This window comes from Streptomyces sp. NPDC007907 (genome assembly GCF_042959365.1).
Classification (GTDB): domain Bacteria; phylum Actinomycetota; class Actinomycetes; order Streptomycetales; family Streptomycetaceae; genus Streptomyces; species Streptomyces indiaensis.
In genome coordinates this window covers 412,921-427,439 of the sequence record NZ_JBIBKR010000009.1, presented here as the reverse complement: position 1 = coordinate 427,439, position 14,519 = coordinate 412,921, and the positions used below count along the sequence as shown (strand labels likewise).

At 70.2% G+C, this 14,519-nt stretch carries 11 protein-coding genes and 2 pseudogenes; 7 read left to right on the top strand and 6 right to left on the bottom strand.

What is annotated here, in order from left to right:
• Positions 1-34 precede the first annotated feature (34 nt).
• On the top strand, positions 35-1,075 hold the full coding sequence (locus ACFZDI_RS33665; protein ID WP_308287408.1) for a YafY family protein: 1,041 nt from the start codon (positions 35-37) through the stop codon (positions 1,073-1,075).
• On the opposite strand, the pseudogene ctaD reads toward ACFZDI_RS33665, so the two are convergent.
• Positions 969-2,645 (bottom strand): annotated as a pseudogene (ctaD, locus tag ACFZDI_RS33660) (cytochrome c oxidase subunit I); the annotation flags it as partial. The gene ACFZDI_RS33665 and the pseudogene ctaD overlap by 107 nt on opposite strands.
• A gap of 463 nt (positions 2,646-3,108) precedes the next feature.
• Between ctaD and ACFZDI_RS33655 the strand changes: the two are divergent.
• Complete coding sequence (locus tag ACFZDI_RS33655; RefSeq protein ID WP_361117399.1) at positions 3,109-3,324, top strand: I78 family peptidase inhibitor; 216 nt, start codon at positions 3,109-3,111, stop codon at positions 3,322-3,324.
• Between the two features lie 76 nt (positions 3,325-3,400).
• Here the strand turns inward: ACFZDI_RS33655 and ACFZDI_RS33650 are convergent, their stop codons facing one another.
• Together ACFZDI_RS33650 and ACFZDI_RS33645 are read right to left on the bottom strand one after the other, a co-directional pair.
• Positions 3,401-4,396 (bottom strand): phosphatase PAP2 family protein, encoded by a 996-nt coding sequence (locus ACFZDI_RS33650; RefSeq protein WP_234847098.1) that lies wholly within the window; start codon positions 4,394-4,396, stop codon positions 3,401-3,403.
• A 227-nt stretch (positions 4,397-4,623) separates the two neighbouring features.
• Positions 4,624-5,850 carry a hypothetical protein gene (locus ACFZDI_RS33645; protein WP_391255882.1) on the bottom strand — a complete coding sequence of 409 codons (1,227 nt, stop codon included), beginning with the start codon at positions 5,848-5,850 and terminating at the stop codon, positions 4,624-4,626.
• Positions 5,851-6,114: 264 nt separating this feature from the next.
• Between ACFZDI_RS33645 and ACFZDI_RS33640 the strand changes: the two genes are divergently transcribed.
• Together ACFZDI_RS33640 and ACFZDI_RS33635 are read left to right on the top strand one after the other, a co-directional pair.
• Entirely contained in the window at positions 6,115-7,716 is a 1,602-nt protein-coding gene (locus tag ACFZDI_RS33640; protein WP_234847096.1) for an MFS transporter, read from the top strand.
• A 111-nt stretch (positions 7,717-7,827) separates the two neighbouring features.
• Complete coding sequence (locus ACFZDI_RS33635) at positions 7,828-9,018, top strand: acyl-CoA dehydrogenase family protein (protein WP_234847095.1); 1,191 nt, start codon at positions 7,828-7,830, stop codon at positions 9,016-9,018.
• A 49-nt stretch (positions 9,019-9,067) separates the two neighbouring features.
• Here the strand turns inward: ACFZDI_RS33635 and ACFZDI_RS33630 are convergent, their stop codons facing one another.
• Positions 9,068-9,508, bottom strand: coding sequence for a cell division protein SepF (locus ACFZDI_RS33630; protein ID WP_234847094.1), 441 nt, complete (start codon positions 9,506-9,508; stop codon positions 9,068-9,070).
• 288 nt (positions 9,509-9,796) lie between these two features.
• On the opposite strand from ACFZDI_RS33630, the gene ACFZDI_RS33625 reads away from it, so the two are divergent.
• The 3 genes from ACFZDI_RS33625 (at position 9,797) to ACFZDI_RS33615 (ending at position 13,853) form a co-directional block, all read left to right on the top strand.
• A complete protein-coding gene (locus tag ACFZDI_RS33625) occupies positions 9,797-11,050 on the top strand; it encodes a DUF5685 family protein (RefSeq protein WP_391255878.1) in 1,254 nt (417 codons plus the stop codon).
• A 411-nt stretch (positions 11,051-11,461) separates the two neighbouring features.
• Positions 11,462-12,367, top strand: coding sequence for a trypsin-like serine protease (locus ACFZDI_RS33620; RefSeq protein ID WP_391255875.1), 906 nt, complete (start codon positions 11,462-11,464; stop codon positions 12,365-12,367).
• Between the two features lie 403 nt (positions 12,368-12,770).
• Positions 12,771-13,853, top strand: a complete 1,083-nt coding sequence (locus ACFZDI_RS33615) for an alpha-lytic protease prodomain-containing protein (protein ID WP_391255873.1) — start codon at positions 12,771-12,773, stop codon at positions 13,851-13,853.
• Positions 13,854-14,026: 173 nt separating this feature from the next.
• Here ACFZDI_RS33615 and ACFZDI_RS33610 read toward each other — a convergent pair whose 3' ends face one another.
• On the bottom strand, positions 14,027-14,158 hold the full coding sequence (locus ACFZDI_RS33610; protein ID WP_372486647.1) for an MOSC domain-containing protein: 132 nt from the start codon (positions 14,156-14,158) through the stop codon (positions 14,027-14,029).
• Positions 14,118-14,321, bottom strand: a pseudogene (locus ACFZDI_RS33605) (MOSC N-terminal beta barrel domain-containing protein); the annotation flags it as partial. The gene ACFZDI_RS33610 and the pseudogene ACFZDI_RS33605, both read right to left, overlap by 41 nt.
• Between the last annotated feature and the right edge of the window lie 198 nt (positions 14,322-14,519).

Here is a 14,519-nt window from a genome sequence, read left to right as displayed (position 1 = left end):
GTCGTTGTCCGCAAGGCCTGGCAGACTCGCCCCCATGGTGGAGACCTCGGCCCGTCTGCTGCGTCTGCTGTCCCTGCTCCAAGCCCACCGCGAGTGGTCCGGCGCCGACCTGGCCGACCGGCTCGGGATCAGCGCCCGCACCCTGCGCCGGGACGTCGACCGGCTGCGCGAACTCGGCTACCCGGTCAACGCCAGCCCCGGCACCGGCGGCGGCTACCAGCTGGGCGCCGGCGCCGAACTGCCGCCGCTGCTCCTGGACGACGACGAGGCCGTCGCCGTGGCGGTCGGCCTGCGCACCGCCGCCGGGCAGGGCATCGACGGCATCGGGGAGACCTCCGTCCGGGCCCTCGCCAAGCTGGAACAGGTGCTCCCCAACCGGCTGCGCCGCCGCGTGGGCGCCCTGAACGCCTTCACCGTGCCGATGCTGCGCAGCACACTGCCCTCCTCGGTCGACCCGGCCGTCCTCACCGAACTCGCCCATCTGTGCCGGGACGCCGAGCGGCTGCGCTTCGAGTACCGCGGCCACGACGGCGCCCTGTCCCGCCGCACCGTCGAACCGCACCGGCTGGTGTGCACCGAACGCCGCTGGTACCTCGTCGCCTGGGACCTCGACCGGGACGACTGGCGCACCTTCCGCGTGGACCGCGTCACGCCCAGGCCGCCGCACGGCCCGCGCTTCGCTCCCCGCAAGCCGCCCGCCGAGGACCTCGCCGCCTACGTCTCCCAGGGCGTCTCCACGCGCGCGTACGCCACCCACGCCGTCGTACGCCTCCTGGCGCCCCTGGAGGAGGCCGCCGGGCACATCTCGCCCTCGGCCGGGGTACTGGAGGCCGAGGGCCCGGACACCTGCCTGCTGCGCTGCGGCGCCGGCAGCCTCGACGTGATGGTCATCCACGTCGTCATGCTGGGCTTCGAGTTCGAGGTGGTGGAGCCGGTCGAGCTGGTCGAGGCGATCAGGAGGACCCGGGACCGGCTTGATGGCGCTCTGGCTCGGGCTGCGACGTCACCGCCGCGTACTCCGGATGGTGCAGGTCGAACGCCGGGGACTCGGAGCGGATCCGCGGCAACGTCGTGAAGTTGTGCCGCGGGGGCGGACACGAGGTCGCCCACTCCAGGGAGCGGCCGTAGCCCCAGGGGTCGTCGACCTCGACCTTCACGCCGTACTTCGCCGTCTTCCACACGTTGTAGAGGAACGGCAGCGTCGACATGCCGAGCAGGAACGCGCCGATCGTCGACACCGTGTTGAGCGCGGTGAAGCCGTCCGCCGCGAGGTAGTCCGCGTAGCGGCGGGGCATGCCCTCGGCGCCCAGCCAGTGCTGCACCAGGAACGTGGTGTGGAAGCCGACGAACAGCGTCCAGAACTGGATCTTGCCGAGCCGCTCGTCGAGCATCTTCCCGGTGAACTTCGGCCACCAGAAGTAGAAGCCGGCGAAGATCGCGAAGACGACCGTGCCGAAGACGACGTAGTGGAAGTGCGCGACCACGAAGTACGAGTCCGTCACGTGGAAGTCCATCGGCGGCGACGCCAGGATCACCCCGGTCAGCCCGCCGAACAGGAAGGTCACCAGGAAGCCCGTCGCCCAGAGCATCGGCGTCTCGAAGGACAACGAGCCCTTCAGCATGGTGCCGGCCCAGTTGAAGAACTTCACACCGGTCGGCACCGCGATCAGGAAGCTCATGAAGGAGAAGAACGGCAGCAGCACCGCACCCGTGGCGAACATGTGGTGCGCCCACACGATCATCGACAGACCGGTGATCGCCATCGTCGCGCCGACCAGCGTCAGATAGCCGAACAGCGGCTTGCGGCTGAAGACCGGGATGATCTCCGTGATGATGCCGAAGAACGGCAGCGCGATGATGTACACCTCGGGGTGGCCGAAGAACCAGAACAGGTGCTGCCACAGGATCGCGCCGCCGTTGGCCGCGTCGAAGACCTGCGCGCCGAACCGCCGGTCCGCCTCCAGCACCTGCAGCGCCGCCGCCAGCACCGGGAACGCCATCAGGATCAGGATCGACGTGAACAGGGTGTTCCACACGAAGATCGGCATCCGGAACATCGTCATGCCCGGGGCGCGCATCCCGATGATCGTGGTGATGAAGTTGACCGCGCCGAGGATCGTGCCGAAGCCCGACAGGGCCAGCCCCATGATCCACAGGTCGGGCCCGAGACCCGGTGACCGCTCCGCGCTGTTGAGCGGGGCGTAGGCGAACCAGCCGAAGTCGGCCGGCCCGGAGGGCACCAGCAGCGAGCCCAGCACGATCAGCCCGCCGAACAGGAACAGCCAGTACGAGAACATGTTCAGCCGCGGGAAGGCGACGTCGGGCGCGCCGATCTGCAACGGCATCAGCTCGTTGGCGAAGCCCGCGAAGCTCGGCGTCGCGAACAGCAGCAGCATGATCGTGCCGTGCATCGTGAACGCCTGGTTGAACTGTTCGTTGTCGATGATCTGCAGGCCCGGACGGGCGAGCTCGGCGCGCATCAGCAGCGCCATCACCCCGGCGATCAGGAAGAACACGAACGAGGTGACCAGGTAGAGGTGGCCGATCTTCTTGTGGTCCGTCGTCGTCAGCCAGTCGACCACCACCCGCCCGTGCCGTGTGCGCGGCTCGTGCGGCGTCGCCGCCTGTACGGTCTGCGTCCCCATCGCTCGCTCGCCCCTTCGCTCATCGCGTACCGGGCCCGCCGTCGCCCGCGCCTCACGTACCCGCGAGCTCTCGCCATGATGCTCGCGTCACCGCAGGCTCCGACAGGGGGCGAACAGGCCTCCGGGTGCAGAAGCCATGCATTTCCTGTATCGCGCCGACTTCACCGGGCCGGCCCGGCACGGGAAAGGAACCGAGCTCAGAAGGCACTTCTGCCGGAACTTTCCGACGGGCTTTTCCATCAGCTCATCCGACACGCGGGAATTACGACCGAATGCCTGCGGAAGGCGTACGGAACCGCTCGTCCGTGTGACGGACAGCTCCCGAAACGCCTGTCGTGATCTTGTGACAGAAGCGTGACGGGAAGCGGACGGTGACCGGTCGCCGGCCGGGCTCCCTCGGTCGCCGGGCCCGGTCGCCGGCCCGGACTTCCCCGGTCGCCCGGGCAGGACATAGCGTGGCGGTATGGCACCGACTCCGACACCTTCCGCGGAACCCGACGACAGCCCGGACACCTACGTCGGCCTGGAGGCCGGCCGGGCCGAACGCCTCGCGCGTGAGCGCGGCTGGCCGACGGTGCGCGCACTGCCGCCGGGGGCGGTCATCACGATGGAGTACCGCGTGGGCCGGCTGAACTTCGAGGTCAAGGGCGGCCGCGTGGCGCGGGCCTGGAAGGGCTGAGACCCGCCGAAGGCCCCGGTCCGCTTCGGGACCGGGGCCTTCGTCATGCCGGATGAGGGGGGCGTACCACCCCTGGTCAGCCGCCCGTCACGGGCCGGGCCGACGGTGTCGAACCGCGCGGGTGGCGCTCGGGGTGGGGCGGGCGGCGGCTGCCGGCCGGGGTGACCGGCGAGCGCTCCGAACGGGCGGTGTGCGGGCCCGGCGCCAGATGGACCGGCGCCCGCGAGGAGCGGGCCGCTACGTCCTCGCGGTCGGCGGGCAGGGGCGTGATCACCACGGGCGGCGTTCCGAGCGGCACGGCCGAGGTGCGGCGCCTGCGGGCCCGGACACGGTCGCGCAGGTCGAAGAGGGCGTCCTCGGCGCGGGCGATCAGCGGCTCGAACCACGGCAGGCCGAGCATGATCAGCAGGCCCGCGGTCCAGCCGAGGAGCACATCGCTGAGCCAGTGCGTACCGAGGTAGACGGTGGCCATGCCGACGCCGAGCGAGGTCACCGCGGACACGGCGGACAGCCAGCGCTGGGCTCTCGCGCTGGAGGCCAGGTAGGCCAGGATTCCCCAGGTCACCACGGCGTTGGCGGTGTGACCGCTCGGAAATATATCGCCGCCGAGCCACATCTCGTTCGAGCCGATGATGGTCGCGTAGTGCGGCCCCAGCCGGCCCATGCCGTACTTGGCGGCGCCGACCGTGATGTTCAGCAGCAGCAGCGAGACGCCGAGCGCGAGCAGCGGGCGCAGGGTGTGCTGCCGCCAGGAGCGCCAGCCCAGCCAGGCCGCGACCATGACGGCGGTCGGGCCGCGCTGGCCGAGGACCACGTAGTAGTCGACGAACCAGTGGATCTCCGACCACTGCTGGTACGGGCGGAAGAACATGACCTGCCAGTCGAGCCGCACCAGCCAGGACGTGATCACCACGGCCCACACGATCGCGCCGTAGAAGGCCAGGGTCGCCGCGAAGAGCACGATGCGGTGCCTGCTCATCTTCGGCACATCGATGTGGGCCGGTCGTTCCGGCTCACGGTCCAGCCGGGCGAACACCCGGTCCAGACGGGTGAGCTTCGGTTCGGTACGCACCCAATCGACGTTACAGCGAGTGAGCTCGGATCCCGGGCGAATCAACGGCTTTGTGATGACGATGTGATGTGGGATTCCTCTCAGGAGGACGTTTATTTCCAGCGAATCTGCAATCGTCGGGCGCTGCGGCCTTCAATTCCTTTGATCATTCCGGATGGGGGTTTTATTGCGCTTTTGAATTCGTTCACCCGGGGATGGTGCGGAATTCCCCCGGCGCTCACAGCGGGTCAAGGTGGACCGGAACCGTTCAGCCAGTACGCCCCGTACACCGCCGAGGCAACCGCGACGGACCCCAACACCACCGCTGACCTGCGAGGACGCGCCTGGGACAAGGCCACGGCGAGGGGCAGCAGCAGCGGGAAGGCGGGCAGCAGCAGACGCGGTTTCGAGCCGAAGTAGCTCGACGCGCACAGCGCGAGCGCGGTCACGACCCCGGTGTAGACCAGCAACGGAAGCGGCTGGCGCCGACGTACTCCGGTCACGTACAGCCAGACGACTGACGCGACCCCCAGGATCAGCCCCACGCCGGCCAGGGCCGCGGGGAACGACGTGAACTTCTCGGCGACGAACCGGCCGAAGGCGTAACCGCCGTCGAAGCCGTTGCGCCATCCGGCCTGGACGTCCAGATAGCCCAGCGGGCCCCTGCCGGTGTGGTGGCCGACCCACAGCACGTACCCGGCGGTGCCGAGAGGGGCCAGGACCATGGCGAGAGCACGGCGGGCGCGGGCCGTGGGGTCGGCCGGGGTGCCCGTGGTGCCCGGGGCGTCCGGACCGGGCGTGGGGTCGGCCGGGGCGTCCGGAGCGGTCGCGCGTCCCTCCCGTACGAAGGAGACCACCGCCGCCGTCCACACCGCCGCCACCACGGCCAGCCCCACCGGGCGGGTCAGTCCCGCGAAAAGAGCCAGCGAGCCCGCCGTCACCCACCGGCCGGTCAGCACCGCGTACAGCGACCAGGCCGCCAGCGCCGTGAACAGGGACTCGCTGTACGCCATCGACTGCACGATCCCGACCGGCAGGACGGCCCACAGCAGCACCGCGCACACGCCCGCCCTGCTGCCGTACACATGGTCCGCCACCGCGAAGATCCCCCACGCCGCCGCGAGGGAGGCGACCAGAGCGACGAGGAACCCCCCGTCCGCGTACGACAGCGGCGACACCGCCGCCACGAGCCGCTCCAGCCAGGGCAGCAACGGGAAGAACGCCAGGTTCGAGTGCACGTCCCCGTTCGCCAGCCGCACCTCGTAGCCGTAACCGCGCTCGGCGACCCTGACGTACCAGAGCGCGTCCCAGCGGGCGGTCAGCAGCGTGTACGCGCTCTTGTCCCGCGCCGCGCTCCACAGGAACAGCGTCAGCAGGCCCAGGGCGCGGACGGCCGCGTACCCGGCGAGCGCCGGGGCCGCGCGGCGCAGCGCCCCGGCGCGGGACGGGGCCGCGCGCGTGTCGAGATCGGTCACGCGCCCGATTATCGACCGGAGCCGGAACCGCGCGGCCGGCAAGGGCGTGGACGACACCGGAGGGAGTGGCGTACGCCACATCCTTCCGCCGGAGGTCTGAGAGGTCCGCCACTGGTCTGTGCCCGGGACTCGCGTACGCTGACGTGTCACTCGCTTTTCGTTTGCGCGGGCCGGAGGCCTTCCGCTCCTCTCCGGCCGAGTCGCGGGGGCGTCCCCCACCCCGTGAACCCGCCGATCGCGAGGGAACATCTGGGAGGTACGTACATGTCCGGGACGACCACGGCCGCCGCTGCGCTGCGCCGTCGGACGGCCGGGGCCGGTGCCAACCGCTGGGTGGTCCTCGTCGTCCTCTGCGTCAGCCTGCTGCTGGTCGCCGTCGACGCCACCGTGCTGCACGTGGCGGTCCCTGCCGTCACCGAGGACCTCAAGCCCGGCGGGATGGAGCTGCTCTGGATCGTCGACGTCTACCCGCTGGTCTGCGCCTCGCTGCTGATCCTGTTCGGCACGCTGGGCGACCGCATCGGCCGCCGCAGAGTCCTGCTCCTCGGGTACGCGCTGTTCGGCGTCGCCTCCGGGCTCGCGGCCCTGGCCGACAGCGCCCAGGTGCTGATCGTGGCGCGGGCGCTGCTCGGGGTGGGCGGCGCGATGATCATGCCCGCGACCCTGTCCATCCTGCGGCAGGTCTTCCCGGACCGGCGCGAGCGGGCGCTCGCGATCGGCATCTGGAGCGCCGTGGCCGCGGTCGGCGCGGCGATCGGTCCGCTGCTCGGCGGCTTCCTGCTGGAGCACTTCTGGTGGGGCTCGGTGTTCCTCGTCAACATCCCGCTGATGCTGGTCAGCCTCCCGGTGGGACGCGTGCTGCTGCCCGAGTCGAAGGGCGACGGCAAGGGTCCCTGGGACGTCGTCGGTGCGCTGATGGCGGCCGCCGGGCTGTTCGGTGTCGTGCTGGGAGTGAAGCGGCTCGGCAGCGGGGAGTCCCTGGGCAGTCTGCTCACGGTGCCGTCGTTGGTGGTCGGCGCCGCGCTGCTGGTCGCCTTCGTACGGCGGCAGCGGCGGCGGACGTATCCGCTGGTGGACCTCAAGATGTTCGCGCGGCCGGCGTTCAGCACGTCCGTCGGGTGCATCGTGCTGGCGATGCTCGCGCTGGTGGGTCTGGAACTGATCGCGGCGCAGTACCTGCAGCTGGTGCTGGGGCTGTCGCCCCTGGAGACCGGGCTGCGGCTGCTGCCGCTGACGTTCGCGGCGATGGCGGCCGGGCTGGCCGGGGCGCGGATGCTGCGGCGGTTCGGGCCGCGCCGGATGGTGTGCGCCGGGTTCTGCCTCACGGCGTTCGCAGTGGTGCTGCTGACCGCGCTGGGGAGGACGGACGACTGCGCGCTGATGCTGAGCGGGTTCGTGCTGCTCGGCTTCGGGCTGGAGACGACGCTGTTCGGTGCGTATGAGTCGATGCTGAGCGAGGCGCCGCAGGAGCAGGCCGGTGGGGCGGCGGCGATCGGGGAGACGTCGTACCAGCTCGGGGCAGGCATCGGGATCGCGCTGCTCGGCACGGTGATGAACGCGGCGTACGCGCCCGGACTGTCGGGCGTGCCCGGGGTCCCGGCGTCGGCGTCCGCGTCCGCCGGGCATTCGCTGGGGGAGGCGTACGAGGTCGCCGCGCAGCTCGGCGGGTCGGCCGGTGCGGCCCTCCGGCATGCCGCCCGGGACGCGTTCGTGCACGGCCTGCACGTGACGCTGCTGGTCAGTGCGGGGTTGCTCTTGCTGGGCGCGGCGATGGCGCTGCGACTGCCGCGGGTGATGCAGTGTGAGCCGGAGCAGGTGGAACTGCCCGCTCCCAGGGATGCCGCGGACTCCCGCGTCTCGGTGTGAGAGGCCTTCGCATTCCCTTTCCCTGGGCAGCCAAGGGTGGTGCGCGGGTGGGCCGGCGTCGTAGCGTCTTGGTTAGCACTGCTAGTTAAAGAGCTTCGGAGGGTGTCGATCATGTCCGGTTCATCCAAGCTGCCCGCTTTCGACCCCGCCGATCCCCTCGGCCTCGACGACCTGCTGGAGCCGGAGGACCTGGGGATCAGGGACACCGTGCGGGCCTGGGCCGCGGACCGGGTGCTGCCCTACGTCGCCGACTGGTACGAGAAGGGCGAGCTGCCCGGGATCCGCGAGCTGGCCAGGGAGCTCGGCGGCATCGGAGCCCTCGGCATGTCCCTGGAGGGCTACGGGTGCGCCGGCGCGTCCGCCGTGCAGTACGGGCTGGCCTGCCTGGAGCTGGAGGCCGCCGACTCCGGAATCCGTTCCCTCGTCTCCGTGCAGGGCTCCCTCGCCATGTACGCCATCCACCGCTTCGGCAGCGAGGAGCAGAAGCAGCAGTGGCTGCCCCGCATGGCCGCCGGCGAGGTCATCGGCTGCTTCGGGCTCACCGAGCCCGACCACGGATCCGACCCCGCCTCCATGCGGACCTACGCCAAGCGCGACGGCTCCGACTGGATCCTCAACGGCCGCAAGATGTGGATCACCAACGGGTCGGTCGCCGGTGTCGCCGTGGTCTGGGCGCAGACCGACGAAGGGATCCGAGGCTTCGCGGTGCCCACCGACAGCGGCGGGTTCTCCGCTCCCGAGATCAAGCACAAGTGGTCCCTGCGGGCCTCCGTCACCAGCGAACTCGTGCTCGACGACGTGCGGCTGCCCGCCGACGCCGTCCTGCCGGACGTCACCGGTCTGCGCGGACCCCTCAGCTGTCTGTCCCACGCCCGGTACGGGATCGTCTGGGGCGCCATGGGCGCGGCCCGCAGCAGTTTCGAGGCGGCGGTCGACTACGCGAAGTCGCGGGAGCAGTTCGGACGGCCCATCGGCGGCTTCCAGCTCACCCAGGCCAAACTCGCCGACATGGCGGTCGAACTGCACAAGGGGATTCTGCTCGCCCATCATCTGGGCCGGCGTATGGACGCCGGCCGCCTGCGTCCCGAGCAGGTCAGCTTCGGCAAACTCAACAACGTCCGGGAGGCGATCGAGATCTGCCGTACGGCCCGGACCATTCTCGGCGCCAACGGAATCTCGCTCGAATATCCCGTGATGCGGCACGCGACGAACCTCGAGTCGGTGCTCACCTACGAGGGCACCGTCGAGATGCACCAGCTCGTGCTGGGCAAGGCGCTCACCGGACTCGACGCCTTCCGGTAGGCCGGTCCGGGGACCCCGCGCGGAGGCAGGGCCGGTGAGCGGCCCTGCCTCAGCTCTGGTTGAAGAAGCCGTCCGTACGGTGCCCGGCCGGGTCGCCGTTGACGATCTCCGTGTGGGCCGGGGTCAACAGGAACACCCGCGTCGACACTCTCTCGATCGAACCGCGCAGGCCGAAGATCAGCCCGGCCGCGAAGTCGACCACGCGCTTGGCGTCGGATGCCTCCATGGCCGTGAGGTTCATGATGACCGGCACGCCATCGCGGAACAGCTCGCCGATGGCGCGCGCGTCCCGGAAGCTGTCCGGGGTCACCGTGCCGATCCGGCGGCCCTTCTCCTCGGCGACGTCCGAGGCCACCTTGACGCGCGGATCGGTGACCCAGGCCTCCCCGGGCTCGTTCCCGTCGGAGTAGTCGTCGTCGTCGTAGTAACGCTCGTCTTCGTTGTCGTCGACGAGGCCAAGCCAGGCACTCGCCTTGCGTACCGATCCCATGGACGCCTCCTCTCACAGCGGTCTTTCTGCTTTCCGCATCCCTATGGTCGTCCATGATGCGGATGGCGCGCCAAGTGGATAGACGCCGCACGGGGGGTTTGTGACGGTACTGGTGCACAGCGAATCCGTCGAGAGTCCGTGTGTCCCAAGGGCCGTTTCTCAAACGGCTGCTGACTGTGAGTGAAATATGATTCTTCTCGGCGTACGGGTGACGGGCGGCGCGTACGGGTGAATGCGGGCCGATACGATGCCGCAGCTCAACGTCGTTACGAGGTTCGGGGGAGCGTTGTGTTCGGAATCGTCAGGCCCTGTAGGCACCGGCTCGGGGAGAAGCTCACAAGCCAGTGGATGGCGCATTTGTGCGGGCTCTGCCTCGCACTGCGCGGCGACCACGGGCAGTTCGCCCGAGTCGTCACGAATTATGACGGGCTGCTCATCTCTGTTCTGACGGAGGCTCAGGCCGGGCACGATGCGACCGGCCGGCGTACGGCCGGGCCCTGTCCGCTGCGCGGCATGCGCACCGCCTCTGTCGCGCACGGCGAGGGAGCCCGGCTCGCGGCGGCCGTCTCCCTGGTTCTGGCCTCCGCGAAAGTGCGCGATCACGTCACCGACGGTGACGGGCTGTTGGCCCGCAAGCCGGTGGCCCGGGCCGCGCGCCGGGTCGCCGCGAGCTGGGACTCGGCCGGTGCCCGGAGCGGCACCGCTGTGGGATTCGACACTTCGCTGCTGGTCGATGCGGTGGACCGGCAGGCCGGGATCGAGGCGCTGGCCGGGCCCGGGACGCCGATCCTGGCGGTCACCGAGCCGACCGAGACCGCGACCGCCGCGGCCTTCGCGCACACGGCGGTCCTCGCGGGCCGGCCGGGCAACGCCGGGCCGCTCGCCGAGGCCGGCCGGCTCTTCGGACGCCTCGCCCACCTCCTGGACGCCGTGGAGGACCGGCACGCTGACGCCGTTTCAGGCGCCTGGAACCCGATCACCGCGACCGGCACCTCCCTCGCGGAGGTCCGGCGGCTCGCCGACGACGCGGTGCACGGGGTGCGGCTCGCGCTGCGCGACGCGGAGTTCGCCGACGAGCAGCTCGTGCATCTGCTGCTCGTGCACGAACTGCGGCGCTCGGTGGACCGGGCGTTCGGCACGGTGCCGGTGTGTGCCTCCCATCTGGGCGGCGGCCCTCAGGGGGCGGGGCAAGGACCGGGGCCTTACGGGCAGCAGCCGCAGGGGGTCCACGGTTCCCCGCAGAATCCGTACGCGGGCGGTGGCGGGAATCCGTACGCCGGTGGGGGAGGGGCGTACGGCGGTGGGGGTGGCGCGTACGGCGGTGGCGGGTTCGGTGGAGGCGGTTTCGGTGCGCCGGCGCCCCAGCCGCCGCGCAGGCGTGGATTCTGGGCCGGCTGCGGGATGTTCTGGCTCCTGTTCTGCACCTGCCAGTTGTGCTGCGCCAAGGAGTACGAGGGGCCGTGGTCCCGTAAGAAGCGCGAGGGCGTCTGCCGGGACTGCGACTGCGACGGGTGCGACTGCTGCTGCCCGTGCGACGGCTGACCCGCCCGTGTGAGGACCGGTCCGCCCCTGAGGACCGGCCCGAATATCCGGACGGTCGACTTCCGGACATGGCCGGCCAGAGTCCCGCGAGCGACGCTGGTCGTGCGGGTGCGTGAAGGGGCGTGCGGTGTGCGGGGGCTTTCCCCCGCCGTCCACGTGCGCCGGGCGTTCTGTGGTGTCTTCGCGCCCCCTGGGGCTGAAAAGCGCCTGCGGGGCGACTTCGTAAAGATCCATCAAAAGGTTGAAGTCCTAAAGGCACTCTTGCGCCGACCGGCCGTTCGGCCGAATACTCCCCCTCAGCGCTTGTCAGGGGCACGGCGTGTTCGGAATCCGGACGGCCGGTCCCAGGCTGCGCCTCACGGGCCCGAAACCCCACGAGGGCCCCCGACTTCCTTTGTGGAGGAACGAAAAGTGAGGATCAAGCGCACCACCCCCCGCAGTGGCATCTCGAGACGGACCCGGCTGATCGCCGTTTCCACCGGCCTCGTTGCCGCCGCAGCGATCGCGATCCCCAGCGCGAACGCCTCCGACACCCCCACCACCTTCAGCGCCGCCGAGCTCAAGAGCGTCGGCGGCTCGCTGCTGAAGGCCGACATCCCGGGCACCGCCTGGGCCGTCGACAGCAAGACCAATCGCGTGCTGCTGACCGTGGACAGCACGGTCACGCAGGCCGAGATCGCGAAGATCAAGCAGCAGGCCGGCGCCAACGCCGACGCGCTCACGATCAAGCGCACCCCCGGCAAGTTCAGCAAGCTGATCCAGGGCGGCGACGCCATCTATGCGAGTAGCTGGCGCTGCTCCCTGGGCTTCAACGTCCAGAACAGCAGCGGTCAGCAGTTCTTCCTGACCGCCGGTCACTGCACCGACGGCGCGGGTACCTGGTACTCCAACTCGGGCCGCACCACGGTCATCGGCTCGACCGCCGGCTCCAGCTTCCCGGGCAACGACTACGGCCTCGTGCGCTACAGCGGGTCCGTCAGCCGTCCCGGCACCGCGAACGGCGTGGACATCACGCGCGCGGCCACCCCGAGCGTGGGCACCACCGTCATCCGTGACGGTTCCACGACCGGTACGCACAGCGGCCGTGTCACCGCCCTCAACGCCACTGTCAACTACGGTGGCGGTGACGTCGTCTCCGGCCTGATCCAGACCACCGTCTGCGCCGAGCCCGGTGACTCCGGCGGTTCGCTCTACGGCAGCAACGGCACGGCGTACGGGCTGACCTCGGGCGGCAGCGGCAACTGCTCCTCCGGCGGTACGACGTTCTTCCAGCCCGTCACGGAGGCCCTGAGCGCCTACGGCCTCAGCGTCTACTAGGCCCCCGGCGGCAGTTCGCAGCATTTCGAAGCCCCCGCATGTGTCGTGCGGGGGCTTCCGCGTTGCGCAGGGCTTCGTGGTGTCCGTGGGTGTCTGTGGGTGTCTGTGGGATCCCTCTCAACCGGCTTTGCGGGGGGCGAAATTCAGCCACGGCCAGACGTCACAGAGTGGGCACACATTACTCACGCGTAATGTTTGCAGTGTGAACGCACGGGAGTTGGGTCCGATTTGATCGCGGACGGTCAGAATGAGGGGGCCTGCGAAACGCTGTCTACGCGCGTCTCGAACTCACCCTTGTGTGCTCCCCTGCGGCGTCGGAATAGTGGGCGCTCGTCAACGAAGCCTTCCGGCTCGTGGAGGTCCCCACAACCTCCCGTGCCGACCCCCCACAGGAGGACGAAAGTTGAAGCACCGACGCATACCCAAGCGGCGTGCAGTCATGGCCGGTGCGGGCATTGCCGCGCTGGTCGCCGCGGGAGTGACGTTCCAGACCGCGAACGCCAGTGAGACCCCGGAGGCGTCAGCGCCCCGGGCCCTGTCGGTCACCGCGGCCGGAAAGCTCGCCTCGTCGCTGGCCGAGGACCTGGGTGGCGACGCAGCCGGGACGTACTACGACACCAAGAGCAAGAGCCTCGTGGTGAACGTGCTCGACGAGAGTGCCGCGCAGGCCGTGGAGAAGGCCGGCGCCAAGGCGAGAGTCGTGGCGAACTCGCTCGCGGAACTCAAGAGTGCCCGCAGCACGCTGAAGCAGGACGCGACGATCCCGGGTACCGCCTGGGTGACGGACCCGACGACGAACAAGGTCGTCGTGACCGCCGACCGCACGGTCTCCCAGGCCGAGTGGGCGACGCTGACGAAGGTCGTGGACGGGCTCGGCGCGAAGGCCGAACTCAAGCGGTCCAAGGGGGAGTACAAGCCCTTCGTCGCCGGTGGTGACGCGATCACCGGTGGCAGCGGGCGCTGCTCGCTGGGCTTCAACGTGGTCAAGGGCGGGGAGCCGTTCTTCCTGACCGCCGGTCACTGCACCGAGGGCATCTCCACGTGGTCGGACTCCAGCGGCAAGGAGATCGGCACCAACGCGGACTCGCAGTTCCCGGGGAACGACTACGGGCTGGTCAAGTACACCGCGGAGGTCGACCACCCGAGTGAGGTGAACCTGTACAACGGGTCCACCCAGAAGATCTCGGGCGCCGCGGAGGCGACCGTCGGTATGGCGGTCACCCGGAGCGGGTCGACCACGCAGGTGCACGACGGCAAGGTCACGGGGCTGGACGCCACCGTGAACTACGGCAACGGCGACATCGTGAACGGGCTGATCCAGACCGACGTGTGCGCGGAGCCGGGTGACAGCGGCGGGTCGTTGTTCGCCGGGGACAAGGCGGTCGGGCTCACGTCCGGCGGCAGCGGTGACTGCACCTCGGGCGGGGAGACGTTCTTCCAGCCGGTGACCGAGGCGCTGTCGGCCACCGGGACGCAGATCGGCTGACGTGGTGCGTGTGTGAAGTCCCGCCCCTTGTGCGAGGGGCGGGGCTTTCGCGTGGGTGCGGCGACGGGTGCACGGGGCCTCCTTCCCGCCGTACGCCGGTGCGGGCGGCTGTGGATACGGGCTTGGGGGCGTTCGTCCGGCGTACGCGTATGCGATGGGCGCCGAGCCGCCGTTCATCGCAAGCGGACCGGATCCCCCACTCGGACCCGACCGGGCTGCAGCACCTGCGCGTACGCGCCGGCGCACGGTTGGCTTCGCGCTGGCCACCTTGCCCGTGCTCCGGTCGACCAGGCCGTAGCCGCGATCGCGTGAGAGGCCGCGTGCGTCGACGCGCACCTCGGACACGTCCTCACCGAGCATCGATTTCACGGGGTAGCGACGCAGGGTGCCCACGCGTCCGAGCACGTGTCGCCACCTCCTGCCGGCGGACTCCCGGGGCCGGGTCGTCACTCGTCCGGGATCGTGCATTCCCGCCGTGCCTCCTCGCCACACGTCATTGCCGTGAAGGGGGCGGAGATCTCGCCGCCGGTCTTTTTCCGTCACGCTCCGTGACGTGAGCGGCCACCCTCCCCTGAATCGCATAAACGTTCGATGCTGGTCTAGGGTGGTGTCATCACCCCGGAGGGGCCGGAGTGGCGACGTGGAGACGGGGGGCAGGCAGTGGCG